General features: G+C 38.2%; 15 protein-coding genes and 1 riboswitch. Of the genes, 9 read left to right on the top strand and 6 right to left on the bottom strand.

Features of this window, described 5'->3' with window-relative positions:
• The first annotated feature begins 5 nt into the window (after positions 1 to 5).
• The 7 genes from rhaA (at position 6) to JOC48_RS18510 (ending at position 9,182) form a co-directional block, all read left to right on the top strand.
• Positions 6 to 1,259 carry an L-rhamnose isomerase gene (rhaA, locus tag JOC48_RS18540; RefSeq protein ID WP_204501908.1) on the top strand — a complete coding sequence of 418 codons (1,254 nt, stop codon included), beginning with the start codon at positions 6 to 8 and terminating at the stop codon, positions 1,257 to 1,259.
• Positions 1,260 to 1,525: 266 nt separating this feature from the next.
• Positions 1,526 to 2,890, top strand: a complete 1,365-nt coding sequence (locus JOC48_RS18535) for a DUF5667 domain-containing protein (RefSeq protein ID WP_204501907.1) — start codon at positions 1,526 to 1,528, stop codon at positions 2,888 to 2,890.
• 220 nt (positions 2,891 to 3,110) lie between these two features.
• Entirely contained in the window at positions 3,111 to 5,174 is a 2,064-nt protein-coding gene (locus JOC48_RS18530) for a bifunctional aldolase/short-chain dehydrogenase (RefSeq protein WP_204501906.1), read from the top strand.
• Positions 5,175 to 5,369: 195 nt separating this feature from the next.
• Positions 5,370 to 6,137 carry a DeoR family transcriptional regulator gene (locus tag JOC48_RS18525; protein WP_204501943.1) on the top strand — a complete coding sequence of 256 codons (768 nt, stop codon included), beginning with the start codon at positions 5,370 to 5,372 and terminating at the stop codon, positions 6,135 to 6,137.
• Positions 6,138 to 6,308: 171 nt separating this feature from the next.
• Positions 6,309 to 7,034 carry a (Fe-S)-binding protein gene (locus JOC48_RS18520; protein ID WP_204501905.1) on the top strand — a complete coding sequence of 242 codons (726 nt, stop codon included), beginning with the start codon at positions 6,309 to 6,311 and terminating at the stop codon, positions 7,032 to 7,034.
• Positions 7,034 to 8,479: a LutB/LldF family L-lactate oxidation iron-sulfur protein gene (locus JOC48_RS18515; protein ID WP_204501904.1), complete on the top strand. Its 1,446-nt coding sequence runs from the start codon at positions 7,034 to 7,036 to the stop codon at positions 8,477 to 8,479. Before JOC48_RS18520 ends, JOC48_RS18515 begins: the two co-directional genes overlap by 1 nt.
• Positions 8,460 to 9,182 carry an LUD domain-containing protein gene (locus JOC48_RS18510; protein WP_204501903.1) on the top strand — a complete coding sequence of 241 codons (723 nt, stop codon included), beginning with the start codon at positions 8,460 to 8,462 and terminating at the stop codon, positions 9,180 to 9,182. Before JOC48_RS18515 ends, JOC48_RS18510 begins: the two co-directional genes overlap by 20 nt.
• Positions 9,183 to 9,227: 45 nt before the next feature.
• Here JOC48_RS18510 and JOC48_RS18505 read toward each other — a convergent pair whose 3' ends face one another.
• Together JOC48_RS18505 and JOC48_RS18500 are read right to left on the bottom strand one after the other, a co-directional pair.
• On the bottom strand, positions 9,228 to 10,007 hold the full coding sequence (locus tag JOC48_RS18505) for a Cof-type HAD-IIB family hydrolase (protein WP_204501902.1): 780 nt from the start codon (positions 10,005 to 10,007) through the stop codon (positions 9,228 to 9,230).
• A gap of 55 nt (positions 10,008 to 10,062) precedes the next feature.
• Positions 10,063 to 11,163, bottom strand: coding sequence for a mechanosensitive ion channel family protein (locus tag JOC48_RS18500; protein ID WP_204501901.1), 1,101 nt, complete (start codon positions 11,161 to 11,163; stop codon positions 10,063 to 10,065).
• 165 nt (positions 11,164 to 11,328) lie between these two features.
• Between JOC48_RS18500 and JOC48_RS18495 the strand changes: the two genes are divergently transcribed.
• Both JOC48_RS18495 and JOC48_RS18490 read left to right on the top strand, forming a co-directional pair.
• A complete protein-coding gene (locus JOC48_RS18495; protein ID WP_204501900.1) occupies positions 11,329 to 12,303 on the top strand; it encodes a DUF2808 domain-containing protein in 975 nt (324 codons plus the stop codon).
• 39 nt (positions 12,304 to 12,342) lie between these two features.
• Positions 12,343 to 12,939, top strand: coding sequence for a class F sortase (locus tag JOC48_RS18490; RefSeq protein ID WP_204501899.1), 597 nt, complete (start codon positions 12,343 to 12,345; stop codon positions 12,937 to 12,939).
• Between the two features lie 68 nt (positions 12,940 to 13,007).
• Here the strand turns inward: JOC48_RS18490 and queE are convergent, their stop codons facing one another.
• The 4 genes from queE to JOC48_RS18470 all read right to left on the bottom strand — a co-directional run bounded on the left by queE (position 13,008) and on the right by JOC48_RS18470 (position 15,476).
• Positions 13,008 to 13,736, bottom strand: a complete 729-nt coding sequence (queE, locus tag JOC48_RS18485) for a 7-carboxy-7-deazaguanine synthase QueE (protein ID WP_204501898.1) — start codon at positions 13,734 to 13,736, stop codon at positions 13,008 to 13,010.
• Entirely contained in the window at positions 13,729 to 14,196 is a 468-nt protein-coding gene (queD, locus tag JOC48_RS18480; protein WP_204501897.1) for a 6-carboxytetrahydropterin synthase QueD, read from the bottom strand. The genes queE and queD overlap by 8 nt, the downstream gene beginning before the upstream one ends.
• A complete protein-coding gene (gene queC, locus JOC48_RS18475) occupies positions 14,196 to 14,855 on the bottom strand; it encodes a 7-cyano-7-deazaguanine synthase QueC (protein WP_204501896.1) in 660 nt (219 codons plus the stop codon). The genes queD and queC overlap by 1 nt, the downstream gene beginning before the upstream one ends.
• A 77-nt stretch (positions 14,856 to 14,932) precedes the next feature.
• A riboswitch (PreQ1 riboswitch) is annotated at positions 14,933 to 14,977 on the bottom strand.
• Positions 14,978 to 15,080: 103 nt separating this feature from the next.
• Entirely contained in the window at positions 15,081 to 15,476 is a 396-nt protein-coding gene (locus JOC48_RS18470) for a sporulation protein (protein ID WP_204501895.1), read from the bottom strand.
• Between the last annotated feature and the right edge of the window lie 178 nt (positions 15,477 to 15,654).

The following is a 15,654-nucleotide window of genomic DNA, read 5'->3' as shown; positions in this document are numbered from 1 at the left end:
TAAATATGTCTACAAAAGAAAATTTTGAAAGAGCAAAGAAAGATTACGAAAAATGGGGTATAGATGTAGATCAAGTGTTTGAACAATTGAAAAATGTACCAATTTCAATTCATTGTTGGCAAGGGGATGACATTGGTGGATTTGAAACGAATCAGCAGGAATTATCTGGTGGAATCGACGTAACAGGTAATTACCCTGGGAAAGCGACTACACCGGAAGAGTTGCGAAGTGATTTAGAAAAGGCACTTTCTCTTATTCCTGGTAAACACCGAGTGAATTTACATGCTATTTATGGAGAAACAGATGGAAAAGTAGTGGAACGTGATGAATTAGAGCCAAAGCATTTTGAAAATTGGGTAAACTGGGCAAAAGAAAATGGTTTAGGCTTAGATTTTAATCCAACATTATTCTCCCATCCGAAAGCAGAAGATGGATTAACGTTAGCACATCCGGATAAAGAAATTAGAGACTATTGGATTAGACATTGTATCGCAAGTCGTAAAATTGGGGAGTATTTTGGAAAAGAGTTAGGAAAACCTGCTCTAACAAATATTTGGATTCCAGATGGATATAAAGATATTCCGAGTGATCGTCTGACACCGAGAAAGCGATTGAAAGAATCTTTAGATGAAATTTTTGCAACTGAAATTGATGAAAAATATAATGTGGACGCAGTTGAAAGTAAATTGTTTGGTATTGGTTCGGAAGCGTATGTAGTTGGATCCCATGAGTTTTATATGGGGTACGCTCTGAAGAATAATAAGCTATGTTTATTAGATACAGGCCATTATCATCCAACGGAAGTTGTTTCGAATAAACTATCGGCGATGATGTTATACAGTGATAAAGTTGCATTACATGTATCTAGGCCGGTTCGCTGGGACAGTGATCATGTTGTTATTTTTGATGACGAGCTACGCGAAATTGGCTTAGAAATTGTTCGAAATGATGCGTTGGATAAAGTAATGATTGGTCTAGACTTTTTTGATGCAAGTATTAACCGGGTGGCAGCTTGGACAATTGGTACACGAAATATGATTAAATCACTATTATATGCCATGCTTCTTCCAAATGAGCATTTGAAGCAGCTGCAGGAAGAAGGCAACTTCACGGATAGATTGGCATTAATGGAAGAGTTTAAAACATATCCGTTTGGTGCTATTTGGGATTATTATTGTGAGAAAATGGGAGTTCCCGCAAAAGAAACTTGGTTAGAAGAAGTAAAAGCATATGAAAAAGATGTATTATCAAAAAGATAAATGATTAAAGAAAGCCTGAAGTAGGATTCCTTCTTCAGGCTTTTTTACTTTTAATCGTGCTTAATGGCAAAAGTGAGAAACTTTCTGAAAAACAGTTCGTATGAAATTTTTCAAAGACCCCCTAAAAATGTCTATTTCTTAACGAAAGAGTATATTGAAAAACATAGGACAGTGAGAAATGGCCATTTCCACCTAATGCAAAGTGATAGGGAGGATCCTTAAAAACCTCCAACAAAAGTCAAATGATATAAAGGGAGGATTTATAAATGAACGACAAATGGCGTAAGATTCTAGTATCTAGCATACTTACAACAGGATTCACTTTTAGTTATGGAGTTAGTGGGGTGTTTGCTGATGATCATGAAGATGATTCGGTTGAACTGGAGGAATCAACAGATCTAGAGGTAGTGGTAACCGATGAGGATAATGAAACTGCTGTTGATACTGAAGATGATGTAGATGTTGAGGCTGAGGAGGCAGATGAAGAGACAGAAGGAGAAGATACCACTGTTGTCGACTTAGAAGGGGACGTTGAAAGTGACACGGAGGCATCAGTCGATTCGCCCAAACTGCTTCCTGGTGATTTTTTCTACTTTGTAACTTCACTCGCTGAAAAAATACAGCTTGCTTTGACTTTTGATGATACGGAAAAAGCGAAAAAGTTGGCTGAATTCGCCGAAAAACGGATCGCTGAAGTGCGCGCATTATTAGCGGAAGGCGACATAGAAGCAGCGCAAGAAACAATGAAAAAAGCACTTGAACAACAAGAAGAAGCATTAGAATTAGCCTCAAAAGATGAAGATAATCAGGATAGTGAAGGATCAGACGAAGACACATCATCTAGTGAGGAATCATCCTCTAATGAAGGATCAGATGAGGAATCATCCTCTAGTGAAGATGAAGGAAGTGAAGAGGAGAACAATGCCGAATCTGATGAAGAAGAAAGTGAAAGTGATGAGTCTGCTGAGGGTGAAGACGAGGTAACAGCGGATACTGAAATAGATGCGGAAATCTCGGAGGAGCTTGAATTAGAAGCGGATCTGGAAGCTCGTTTCTTCCAAAACATCATTGCACTGTCTGCTGCATTCGAAAAGGTTGGAAACGATACGGCAAGAGATGCTTTAATGAAAAACATTGAAAAGAGCTTCGGAAAGCTTGAGAAAAAGTTTGAGCAACAAACAACAAACTCTGCAAATGTAGAAGTAAAAGAATCAGAAGAGGATACAACGGAAGATGCCGAAGAACAGGAAGAGTCTGAATCAGTTGAAGCTGAAGCTGAAGTAGAAGGTAAATCGGAAGCTGATGTTGACGTGAGTGAGGAAGTTGAATCAAATAAAAGTGAGAAAAAGCAAGGCAATAAAGGAAACAACGGCAATGGTAATGGTAAAGGAAAGGGACATGGTGCAGAAGTTAAAGGAAAAGCAGATGTTAACATTGAAGTTAAATCCAAACAAGGTGAAGAGAAGCGAGGAAATCAGGGAACCGGCAGTGACAAAGCAAATGGGAAAGATAATCAGGTCAAAGGCAAGGGAAAAGTAGATGTTAATGTAGAAGGTAATAAAGGTGTTGGTGTATCGATATCCATTGGTGCGGAAAAGAAGGCTGAAAAAGGCAAAGGGAATCAGAATTAAATAAATAAAAAGCGTCTTAAATACAAATGGAATACAACAATTTTCAAAATGAGGAAACGGTCACTGATTTAACAGTGACCGTTTTTTTAAACATAAGAAAGTAACTCCAAAAACCAAACACAAAACAAACACAAACAAAAGTTAAAATAAACTATTCAAAAATAAACAAAAGTGTGTTATTCTCTTTTTAAGAGGTAAACAAAAGGGGAGGAACATATTCATGGTTCAAAACAAATGGGATAATAATGCAAATGTTGAAAGTGGCTTAGGTGAATTAGTCTATCGCTCTAATCTATTAGGGTCAGACCGTTCTGTTGCAAACTGGGGCGGAGGAAATACATCGACCAAAACAATAGAAACAGACTTCCGTGGTGAAGAAATAGAAGTCATGTGGGTAAAGGGTAGTGGTTCAGATCTTGCAACAATGGGAGCAAAAAATTTCACTGGATTAAAGATGGATGATATTCGACCATTAATGGAAAAAGATGATATGTCTGATGAGGATATGGTTAATTATTTGGCTCACTGCATGATTGATGCTAAGCATCCCCGCTCTTCGATTGAAACATTACTACACGCATTTCTACCATTTAAACACGTGGATCATACACATCCAGATGCAATCATTAGTATTGCTTGTGCAGATAATGGACAGGAAATTGCTGAAGAAATTTATGGTGATCGTTTTGTGTGGGTTCCATACATTCGTCCTGGATTCAAGCTTTCAAAAATGATTGCTGAAGGTGTACAAAATAATCCTAATGCAGAATTAGTCATTATGGAAAAGCATGGTCTTGTTACATGGGGAGAAACTTCTGAAGAGAGTTATCATAAAACGATTTCTATTATCCAAGAGGCTGAAGATTACCTGGAAGCAAAAGCTAACGGACAGACGCTTTTCGGTGGACAGAAACATGAGTCTTTATCTGCCGAAGAAAGAAAAGAAATTCTTGCAAAAGTTTTACCAGTTGTTCGTGGGCAAGTCAGCGATAACAAAAAAATGCTTGTAACCTATGATGACAGCGAAGATATTTTAACGTTTGTTAATAGCAACAATGCAAAAGAACTATCACAGGTAGGTGCTGCATGTCCAGATCACTTGGTACATACGAAGCGGGTGCCATTATTTGTAGAGTGGGATCCGAGCAGCAAAGATGTTGATAGCTTAGTAGAGAGTGTGAAAGCTGGTATAGCTGCTTTCCAAGAAGCGTACACTGCTTACTTTAACCGTAATAAGTCTGAAGGGGACAACATGGTTGAATCAGCTCCACGTGTCGTGCTTATTCCTGGTATTGGGATGATTAACACAGGGAAGAACTGGACGGCTGCAAACGTAAGTGAGTCATTATATCATCGAGCGGTTTCTGTTATGAGAGGATCTACTATTCTAGGAAACTTTGTATCTCTAAATGAGGAAGAATCCTTTGCGATAGAATATTGGCCGTTAGAGCTGTATAAGTTAAGCCTTGCTCCACCTGAAGCAGAGTTCTCTCGTCAAGTTGCATTTGTAACTGGAGGAGCAGGCGGAATTGGAAGTGCTACAACGTATCGTCTCGTTTCTGAAGGAGCACACGTTGTGATAGCCGATATTAACTTAGAAGGTGCACAAGATGTTGCGAAAGAAATCAATGAACGATTTGGTGAAAACCGTGTAACAGCACTGAAAATGGACGTTACAAAGGAAGAGGAAGTCGTAGCGGCACTTCAGGAGTCTGTCTTAACATACGGTGGATTAGATATTATTGTTAACAATGCGGGATTAGCTAGTTCAAGTCCTTTTGAGGAAACAACACTTGATAAATGGAATTTAAACATCAATGTGTTAGTTACGGGTTACTTCCTTGTTGCTAGAGAAGCCTTTAAGTTACTGAAGGATCAAGCAATTGGTGGAAACATGGTATTCGTTGGTTCGAAAAACTCCATCTATGCTGGTAAAAATGCTGCCGCATATAGCACGGCTAAAGCGGCTGAAGTTCATCTGGCTCGTACAGTTGCTGCTGATGGTGGACAATATGGTATTCGTGTCAACTCTGTCCTTCCGGATGCTGTTATCCGTGGGTCGAAGATTTGGGATTCAGAATGGAAGGAAGAGAGAGCTTCTTCTTATGGAATTGGTACGGAAGAATTAGAAGAGCATTATCGTAAGCGAACCATCTTAAATGTGAATATTTTACCGCAGGACATTGCAGAATCGATTGCATTCCTAGCATCTTCAAAAGCTGCAAAAACGACTGGATGTATGGTGACGGTTGACGGTGGAGTTGCAGCTGCGTTTACAAGATAATATTGTTCAAATCATGGATAGGAAGTAAGTTGCTAAACTTCCTATCCGGTATTAAAATTAAACTTACATTCAGCTTTTGACATGTGTTCACAAAACGTGGTGTTTTAGCAGAATGGCAGAAAATTTTGATATGACATTTATTTTAATAAACACTAACTTTTGAAAAACCGCTGAACAATGAAAGTAGGGGACGTAGTGCTTGTTGCTGAGAGACAACAAAAAATTGTAGAACTGGTAAAGGAACGAAAAAGTATTCGAGTTACGGAATTGAGTAATATTTTTTCCGTTACAGAAGAGACAATTCGTAGAGATTTAGAAAAGCTCGAGAAGGAAGGAAAATTATCCCGAAGTCATGGAGGGGCTGTTAGTGTAGAGCCAAGTGACTCAGTAGAGCTTCCTTATTCAGAAAGAGAAATAACAAACGTGAAAGAAAAGAATGAAATAGCTCTCGAAGCAGTCAAGCAAGTAGTTGAAGGAGATCGGGTAATTTTGGATGCCAGTACGACTGCTTGGTATATGGCTAAAGCTTTACCTAATATGCCAATGACGGTATTAACGAATTCGATCAAAGTGGCGATGGAGCTAAGTGGTAAAAAGGAAATCACTGTCATTTCAACAGGTGGAACGCTCTTACCTGAATCATTGTCCTACGTAGGTCCTCTAGCCGAATCATCATTAGAGGCATACCACGTCAATAAGGCATTCATCTCTTGTAAAGGACTTCATCTGGACCGTGGCATTAGTGAGTCAGACGAACAGCAAGCGCGGGTGAAGAAAAAAATGATAGATATTGCAGATGTGGTTTATATAATGATTGATCATAGCAAATTTGGTGTTCAAGCATTTTCTCGACTTAACAGTTTAGAGGTTATCGATCATATTATTACAGATAGTAAAACCAAGCCAGATACGATACAGCAACTGGAGGATCGTTTACTGAGCTTAATTACAGTGAATCAATAGTTTCCCGTACTGGATTTATGGAACTAAGTAAAAGCGCAACTAGGCAATCGCCTGCGCCTAAAGGCTTGGCGCTAGCCAAGTTTTCTTTATTAAAAGTAAAGAATCCGCTTACTAAATCACGTATGTAAATGGGACTGTAAAAAGGGGCTTATGTAAGGGAGGGGGTTTAAAATGAAAGTATCCTTATTTATTACTTGTCTTGGGGATGTGTTTTATGTTAACGCGGGAAAAGCAACAGTAGAATTACTTGAACGCTTTGGATGTGAAGTGGATTTTCCTGAAACGCAAACATGCTGTGGTCAGCCTGCCTATAATAGTGGCTATCATAAAAAAACAAAAGCTGCTGCCAAAAATATGATTCATACTTTTGCGCATTCTGAGTATGTAGTCAGTCCATCTGGTTCTTGTGCTTATATGTTTCACGAATATGAATCCTTGTTTGAGGGTGAACCAGTCTGGCAGGAAAAGGCAAAAAAATTAAAAGAAAAGACATATGAGTTAACACAATTCTTAACTGAAGTTTTAAAGGTAGACAATACTGGTTCTGAATTTCACGCAAAAGCAACGTACCATACTTCTTGCCATATGACACGGTTGTTAGGTGTGAAAGAAGCTCCTCTAAAACTATTAAGTAATGTAAAAGGGTTAGAGATGGTAGAGTTACCTAATCGAGAAAGTTGTTGTGGGTTTGGGGGTACGTTTTCCGTTAAAATGCCAACTATATCGGAACAAATGGTTGATGAAAAAGTGGAACATATTGAGGAGACGGAAACCGAGGTGCTCATTGGTGCAGACGGAGGCTGTTTGATGAATATTGGTGGAAGAATTAATCGAAAAAATAAGCCGATAAAAGTGATGCATATTGCAGAAATTTTAAATAGTCGGGGTGAAGTCTAATGCCAATGCACATCGGTGAAAAAGAATTTACAAAACGAGTGGACAAAGGTCTTGAAGATGATTTTATGCGAGGTGCTGTCCGTTCTGCACAGGGGAGATTACAAACGAACCGCGCAAATGCGGCAGATGAATTAGGAGATTGGGAAGAGTGGCGTAGTTTAGGACAAGAAATACGGCAACATACGATGGAAAATCTAGACTTTTATTTACAGCAGCTAAGCGACAAAATTGCAGAGCTAGGTGGTCACGTTTATTTTGCTGAAACGGCAGATGATGCCAATAACTATGTAAGTGAAGTAATCGCTAACAAGAATGCTAAGAAAATAGCAAAATCAAAGTCTATGGTTACAGAAGAAATTGCACTAAACGATATTTTGGAAGAGAACGGGTGTGAAGTGGTCGAGACGGATTTAGGGGAGTACATTCTTCAAATCGATGACCATGATCCACCATCTCACATCGTTGCCCCGGCCTTACACAAAAACAAAGAGCAAATTCGTGATGTTTTTAAAGAGAAATTAGGATATACGAAAACAGAAAAACCAGAGGAGCTAACTTTATTTGCACGAGAAAAATTAAGAAAAGAATTTTTGGAAGCAGATGTTGGTATCACTGGGTGTAATTTTGCAATTGCCGAGTCAGGCTCTTTTGCTCTCGTAACAAATGAAGGGAATGCTAGAATGGTTTCCACCCTTCCGAAAACGCAAATTACGGTCATGGGGATGGAACGAATTGTCCCTACGTGGGAAGAACTTGACGTTTTAGTTAGTTTATTGACAAGGGCTGCTGTAGGACAAAAGCTAACGAGCTACGTAACTGCCTTGACGGGGCCAAAAATAGAAGGAGAAGTGGATGGCCCCGAAGAATTTCATTTAGTGATAGTTGATAATGGCCGTTCTAAAATATTAGGGACAGAGTTTCAGGAAGCGCTTCACTGCATTCGTTGTGCTGCCTGTATTAATGTATGCCCGGTATATCGTCATGTTGGTGGCCACGCATACGGCTCGATTTATCCTGGACCGATTGGCGCGGTATTGACACCGTTGTTGGGCGGCTATGATGACTATAAAGAGTTACCATATGCGTCAACGTTGTGTGGTGCGTGTACGGAGGTATGCCCCGTTAAAATTCCATTACATGAACAACTCGTCAAACACCGGAGAAATATTGTCGAGGAAGAGGAAAAATCAGACCTTGCTGAAAGACTTGCTATGCAAGGGTTTAGTATTGTAGCCGGATCTGGAAATTTATATAAACTAGCTACGAGAATGGCGCCACTTCTAGTAACTCCGTTTGTCAAAGACGGATCGATATCAAAAGGACCAGGTCCGGTAAAGCCTTGGACGGATATACGTGAATTTCCAGTACCGCAAAAACAACGATTTAGAGATTGGTTTAAAAATAGAGAGAAAGGAGGAAGTGAGCGTGCCAAAAGGGGAAATTAAAAATAGAGATAAATTTTTGAATAACATTGCAACCAATCTTGGACGTGAAAGAAGAACGTTGGGCGTTGCACGTCCAAGGTGGAAAAATCAAGTACAATGGAACGTGCTTTCAAACCATACAGAGGACCAATTGGTTGATGTGTTAGAGAAACAATGTAAATCGATTCATACGGATTTAGTACGAACGGACCAAGAAAACTTGGCTCAGACTTTGCTAGGTGTTATACAGGGGTATGGTGGTAAATCCGTTATGACTTGGGATGACCCGCGTTTCACAACTTATCATTTGATCAATCCATTTGAAAGTTGGAAAGAAAGTCAGAATATAGCGGTTCATCAGTGGGATGTAGAAAATGGAGAAGAAAGTATCCGGATAGCTGAACAAGCAGATGTAGGTATTACTTTTAGTGATATTACCTTAGCTGAATCGGGTACGGTTGTTCTTTTCAGTGATAAGGGCAAAGGACGTTCTGTCAGCTTACTTCCTGCTACGTATATTGCAATTGTTCCCAAGAGTACACTCGTTCCAAGGATGTCTCAAGCTACTCGGGAAATTCATCAGCGGGTAGAAGCTGGTGAGCGTGTAGCTTCTTGCGTTAATTTTATTACAGGCCCTAGTAATAGTGCAGATATTGAAATGAATTTAGTCGTCGGTGTCCATGGTCCAATAAAAGCTACATACATTGTAGTGGAGGACAGATAGCAAAGTGGGACAAAGGGACAGTAAACCTGTCCCTTTGTCCCCAAATTACCCTAATAGTCCTAGCATCTTCAATCCATGTAAGATGCCATCTTCCTCTACTGATTTGGTTTCATATTTAGCAGCTTTTTTTGCCAAATCATGACCATTCCCCATTGCTACACTATTTTCGATTTGGGAAAGCATCTCTAAATCATTTAATGAGTCACCAAAAGCTACTTGAAACTGTTTTGCAATCCCAAGCTTTTCAATTATCTTTTCAATTCCGTTAGCTTTTGATCCACCTGCTGGGAGGATATCGGTGGATAACGGATGCCACCGAACAAAGTCAAACTGTTTATACTTATCTTGATAATGAGTTTCTTCTCCTTCTTTACAAAATAATAAAGACTGATAAAGTTCCCTTCCCTCACTATAACTCGGATCATGTGTAGGGAACTGCTTAATTTTAAGCGTGCTGATGCTTTCCTTTATATATTCATGTTCAGGAACATTTGCCTTCATATCCTCATGGTCCATAAAAACGACGGGATGATCATTTGAAACAGCTAGTTCCGTTAGAGATTCCAAAGCATCTTTGTTTAATGGATTCGTATAAATAACCTCGCCATTTAAAACAACATATTGCCCGTTATAACTCACAAAGGTATCAATCTTCAATTCTTCACGCAGGTCTTCAAACATAAATGGGGCACGACCTGTTGCAATTGCCACTTCATGTCCTAATTCTTTTAAAGAAAATATGGCATCTTTGGCGCTTTTGGGTAACAGCTTGTCTTCGTTTAAAAGTGTCCCATCTATATCGAAAAAAATAATATGTCTATTCATCGTTATTCTATCCCTTCGTTTTTAATTAACTCCCCAATATAAACTATGTTATTTTTTAATTGTCACCGTCTAGCATAGGTCCAGGTCTTGAAATATCTTCCTCTTGTTTCTGAAAATAAAGAGATCTACTTGGAAATGCAATGGATACTCCCTCGTCCTCTAAAATCTCCATAATGGAAAAGTTTATTTCTTCCTTTATTTTTAAATATTCTGCCCATACCGTTGTATTCGTAAAGAAATATAAGAATATATCTAAACTACTGTCATTATACCGATCAAAGTGAACAAATATTGTTTCAGGATGGACATCTGGATGATTTGTTAACAGCTCTTCCACTTTCTTCACTGTACTTTCCAATTTAGACTTCGGAGTATCATAGGTTACACCTAAATGGAAGGTGATTCTTCGTTTCCCCATTTCGCTCCAGTTTATTATATTTTCATTTGCTAATGTTGCATTCGGTACAGTTACAAGTGCTTGATCAAAGGTTCGAATCTTTGTACTTCGAAAATTAATATCCTCTACAATACCTTCTACACTAGGTGTCTTAATCCAATTACCAATCGAAAATGGCTTTTCTGTGATAATAATAATACCGCCAAATAAGTTTCCGATCGCATCTTTTGCAGCTAAAGCAAAAGCAAGTCCACCTAGCCCAAGACCAGCTACAAAACCGTTAACATCATAATCAAATTCCTGAGCAATAATACTGAAGCTTATTGCGATGATTACAAACCGTATTGTTTTTGATAAAAATGGAATCAGGATTGGATCAATTTTAATGTTTGTTCGTTCATTTATGTTTGTAAATAGAAGCGAGGAACTAGATGAAAGGTTATATAACCCCCAGGCAATCATCGCAATAATACCAGATCTTATACATTGTCTAAAGACTTCGTTAGATTGTTCTAGATATGGAAAATAACCAACAGCTACATAAATTCCAATGATTAAAAATATCCATCTGATTGGATGTTCAAATGCAAGGCAAACATTAGAAAAGAAATCAGTTGGTGTTTTTTTACTAATTTTTAAAATTAAGTGAAATACGTATTTAGCAAAAATCTTACGGAATATCAAAAATACAAGAAAAACTCCAATTGAAATTCCTATATCTATCAGTGTTTCGTACGATATGGGTATCCAGTCAAACATTTTGTCTATCTCCTTTTTGTATCCATTCATTTTCTTATCATAACATATAGCTTTAAGTGCTGTGGTCAGCTTTCCATTAGTTCCTTTTTGTTTCTAATAATAGGTTTAACAAATTTTAAAAATGGTAATCAATTAATATAGTAGAGTCAGAAAGGAGCAATAGATATGAATAGAAAAACATTGGTTTCAATCATTAGTTTAGTAGTACTTTTATCATTTCAAGCAAAAATAGTAGCGGCAGAATCCGGTTTATCGATGGATGGTATGACAACAGAGGCTGGAGCGGAAAACACGTTAACAATCACGATACCAATCAATAACGCAATCGATTCCTTAACTAATTTACAAGTAAATGTTCCTGGCGAGTTTAACCTCGATACCGCGGGAGAAGTAAATGCCTACATAGTTAGCGGTTCAGGAGAAAAGGAGAAAGTGAACGTAACAGCGATCGTTAAAGAGGGAACGGTAACATTTGATACGATTTCTTTAGCTGAGTTTGCCTTAGCAGAGGAAAGTACGCTTGAAATAGAGATTCCAGAGGTTCAAAATCCTTCAACAGCTGGAGAGTTCACATTTTCCGTTAGCTATCAAAATCTAGCTTCAGAATTAGTGATGGAAGACGAAGTTACTTTTGCTATTCAACATGAACAGGAGCAGGAATCCGACATAGAAACCCTGCAAGTTGATTCCCAGTTAAATATGAATGTAGGTGAGAAGTTACAGTTGAAGGTCTTAGGGGTGAAAGAAGACGGTACAACAGTCGATGTTACGGACAGGGTCGATTTTGCACTTAGTTCGGAGGCGTTATTAACAATCAATGCTGATGGGGAACTGTCAGCGCTAGCAAAAGGTGAAGCTGCGATTACCGTTTCATTAAATGATGTACAGGAACAAATTACCGTTCAGATCACATCCTCATCACCAGAAGAAAATGAGGAGGAACAACAAGAAGGTAACCATTCCAATCAACAACAAACAGAGACAACTGGTGAAAGTGATAAGGAAGAAGAACTCGTAACACCGGGTGTGCCCGATACTGGTGATGGGTCCTCGCAATCATCCAATATAGTAGACTACCTATATTATATTCTAGCATTGACCTTAGCCGGTTTTTTAGGTTTTCGTTTCATGAGAAATTAAGGATAGGATAAAGTGATGAGATACAAAAAAGTAGTTTTTTTGGTCATAGTCTTAATAATTGGTTTAACATTTTTAGCTAGTGATCTATCAGGAACCAAACATACTGTTTCGAACCACCAATCAAAACAAAGCAATCTTTTATCAGATCGCTCTATTACATCTTCTAATCAAACGGATATAGCTAGAGTTAACATTTTAGAGGGAGGTCAGTATCCTATTTCGATGATTATGAATGAGCAAGAAATTCCAATAGAACCTGTTAAAACGGATCAAAATGGTAAGATGAGTGTTATGGATGATCCTGGTGTATTGTCTTGGTATGATACTCGAGGCTTTGATGTAAAAAATATCATCATATCTGGACATCGTGATTGGAAGGGTGAATTAGGTGTTTTTTATGGAATGGAAAATTGGGAGGAGCAAAAAAAATTCACATTGGTGATGAAAAACGGAGAACAGCGAACATTCTCGCTTTCCAGTGTAAGGGAATATAAAAAAGATGAGGTCCCTGAGTCAGTTATGAAATTGCAAAGTGGAGAAAATAGAGTAACACTTATTACATGTGTTGGCGATTTTGTCGAAGAGGATGGTGGCTATCAATCGAGAGTGGTAGCTATTTTAAAGGAAATAGAATAGTCAAAGCTTTCTACGAGGGAAAAGAAAAAGGTGTCTATCACACTTTTTTGTGTGACTGGACACCTTTTCTATACTCCTCGTTTATTCCCCCAAACAAGTGCATGTACCTGAGGGAGAACGCGGACGCGATTAAGTTTAGATGATGCAACTACTTTATCAATCAACCATTCATACTTAGATAAAAGAGAACTCGCAAGGTTAGTTGGGCTGCTTTCTTCTAAATCGTCATTACCAACCTGTAGAAAAAATGGAACCTCCGGATAACGCTGATGGACTTTTTCTGCATAATGTAAATCTTCCTCATTGAAGATAACTATTTTTAAACTAGTGTTTTTTAGACGGTTATTTTCTTTCAATTTTGTAATAATATCATCTAGTATTTCCCAGTTTGTTTTCATCGTTGAGCTCGGTGGTTTGGGAGAGACCGTTAAATCATCAATGGAGAGAAACCAATCCTGCCAACGACTACCTTGCGTTTCAAGAGCTACTTCTATATCCAATTCGTGTAGCGTTTTAATTAGTTCACCAAGCTTGCCTAATAATGCTGGATTTCCTCCTGAGATAGTCACGTGATCAAATTGATCCCCGCCGATTTCTTTCAGGCGTGTGGCGATTTGATCAGCAGTTAACAATTCTATATCGTCCTTTGCACTGCCGTCCCAAGTGAATGCAGAATCACACCAGGAACAACTGTAGTCACAACCGGCAGTTCTAACAAACATCGTTTTTCGACCAACGACCATTCCTTCCCCTTGAATAGTTGGACCGAATATTTCAAGTACCGGGAATTTACTCATTCGTCATCCACTCCCGTCTTGCTTCCGCGTAGCTTGTTGGTGTTTCATAAAGCTTCACGAATTCTACTCGGCAATGATTTGGGTAATTAGACAGTGCATCTTCCATTTTTTCATAAATCCAAACGACCATATTTTCTGCTGTTGTATTCATTTTTGGCAGTGTATCGTTCAAATAACGGTGATCAAGATGAATTTCAATTTTTTCCTTCCATATTTGCTTCATATCACCAAAGTCTATCACGATTCCAATATCATCTACATAGCCACTAATTCCGAAAATGACTTTGTAGGTGTGGCCATGAAGGTTTTTGCATTTTCCTTCATAGCAATGAAGATGGTGTGCTGCATCAAATGTAAATTCTTTACTTACTAAGACACGTTGTTTATGATACTTCAGTTCATGGCGTTTTATATCTTCGTCAATTTTCTGTAAGTTTTCTACGATGGTAAAGCCGTACATTAGGAGTTCACCTCTTCACGCTGCTTGAGATAAATATCAAGTCCGTTTTGCCGTAGCTTACATGATGGACATTCTCTACAACCATCACCACGAACACCGTGATAACAAGTAAGGGTTTGTTCTCGAATGTACTCAAAAGCATGAAGCTGATCAGCAAGCTCCCATGTTTCCGCTTTGTCGAGCCACATTAAAGGAGTGTGAATAACGAACTGATCATCCATCGATAAATTAAGTGTTACATTAAGTGATTTAATAAAGACATCACGGCAGTCTGGATAACCGCTAAAGTCTGTTTCGCATACGCCTGTAACAATATGCTTAGCACCAATTTGTTTTGCTAAAATGGTAGCAAAAGAAAGAAACATTAGATTTCGTCCAGGGACAAATGTCGAAGGTAATTCACCGTTTTCTCCATCTTTTACCTCTATATCATCACGTGTTAGTGCGTTCGGTGCCAATTGACTTAATATGGACATATCCAGTACATGGTGCTTTACATTTAAATCTTCGGCAATTTCCTTCGCAACTTTAATTTCTTCATTATGACGTTGATTATAATCGAAGGTCACAACTTCTACTTCATCATATTTTTCTAAGGCCCAGAATAGACAGGTAGTACTATCCTGACCACCGCTAAATACAACAACTGCTTTTTCCATAAAAAAATTCTCCTTTCGTATAGAAAGAGAGAATCCTATCCACCCAAAAACAAAAGAACTATACCTAAGGGCACAGTTCATCCTTAGTTTTTTATAGAGGGTGTCGCTAGAACCTCTCCTGCACCGTGCAGATTTATTATTCGTCTGTTTGCTATTATAGCAGAAAAATGAGAAAGATTGTGATGGAAAATCAAGGATTGATGTTTATTTATTTACAATCTATGTTTAGCTAGTTGAAACAAGAACTACAATTTCATCCGTATCTATGCTTTTTGTATCATTCGTAAAAACTAATTTCGTTTCTAATCGGTAGGAAACATCCTCTGACGTTGGCGGTAGTTCTTTTGGTAACTTGTAGGTAAAAGGAATTTCCGTTTGGTCATCAGAATCTATCGTATCTGACATTAAAACAGTCTTTACAGGCTGAATAACTTCTGGTTTTTCCCCGTGATATTCCCGAACAAAATCACATTCTAATCTTTTTAATTTTTGTTTCACCCATCCACCTTCCATATAAAATACTCCAGAAATTTTATCCCCTGGTTTTACTTGATTTGTATCTAAGATAAGATCAACCTTAGGTGAACCAATTTTTAATAAGCTCATTAATTTTGCAATCAATGGAAAGACCCTCCTGCTACAGTCTTGTTTAAACTGCTTGTGAAATAAGTTATGCATGTAATAAATTTTCGACAAAATTCGGGTGGTGTCAGCGTATAATGGTAAATAAGTCAACCACCATTTTTAAGTAAAAAAGACCGACCTTAACTAAAACTCTTAAAATCGCTTTTTAAAAAGT

This window comes from Aquibacillus albus, from assembly GCF_016908325.1.
GTDB classification, from domain to species: domain Bacteria; phylum Bacillota; class Bacilli; order Bacillales; family Amphibacillaceae; genus Aquibacillus_A; species Aquibacillus_A albus.
This window is presented reverse-complemented; position numbering and strand designations above follow the sequence as displayed.

Excerpts from the sequence above, each read along its gene's own strand:
- rhaA (WP_204501908.1), top strand. The coding sequence starts at position 6 with ATGTCTACAAAAGAAAATTTTGAAAGAGCAAAGAAAGATTACGAAAAA.
- JOC48_RS18535 (WP_204501907.1), top strand. The coding sequence starts at position 1,526 with ATGAACGACAAATGGCGTAAGATTCTAGTATCTAGCATACTTACAACA.
- JOC48_RS18530 (WP_204501906.1), top strand. The coding sequence starts at position 3,111 with ATGGTTCAAAACAAATGGGATAATAATGCAAATGTTGAAAGTGGCTTA.
- JOC48_RS18520 (WP_204501905.1), top strand. The coding sequence starts at position 6,309 with ATGAAAGTATCCTTATTTATTACTTGTCTTGGGGATGTGTTTTATGTT.
- JOC48_RS18515 (WP_204501904.1), top strand. The coding sequence starts at position 7,034 with ATGCCAATGCACATCGGTGAAAAAGAATTTACAAAACGAGTGGACAAA.
- JOC48_RS18505 (WP_204501902.1), bottom strand. The coding sequence starts at position 10,007 with ATGAATAGACATATTATTTTTTTCGATATAGATGGGACACTTTTAAAC.
- JOC48_RS18500 (WP_204501901.1), bottom strand. The coding sequence starts at position 11,163 with ATGTTTGACTGGATACCCATATCGTACGAAACACTGATAGATATAGGA.
- JOC48_RS18495 (WP_204501900.1), top strand. The coding sequence starts at position 11,329 with ATGAATAGAAAAACATTGGTTTCAATCATTAGTTTAGTAGTACTTTTA.
- queE (WP_204501898.1), bottom strand. The coding sequence starts at position 13,736 with ATGAGTAAATTCCCGGTACTTGAAATATTCGGTCCAACTATTCAAGGG.
- queD (WP_204501897.1), bottom strand. The coding sequence starts at position 14,196 with ATGTACGGCTTTACCATCGTAGAAAACTTACAGAAAATTGACGAAGAT.
- queC (WP_204501896.1), bottom strand. The coding sequence starts at position 14,855 with ATGGAAAAAGCAGTTGTTGTATTTAGCGGTGGTCAGGATAGTACTACC.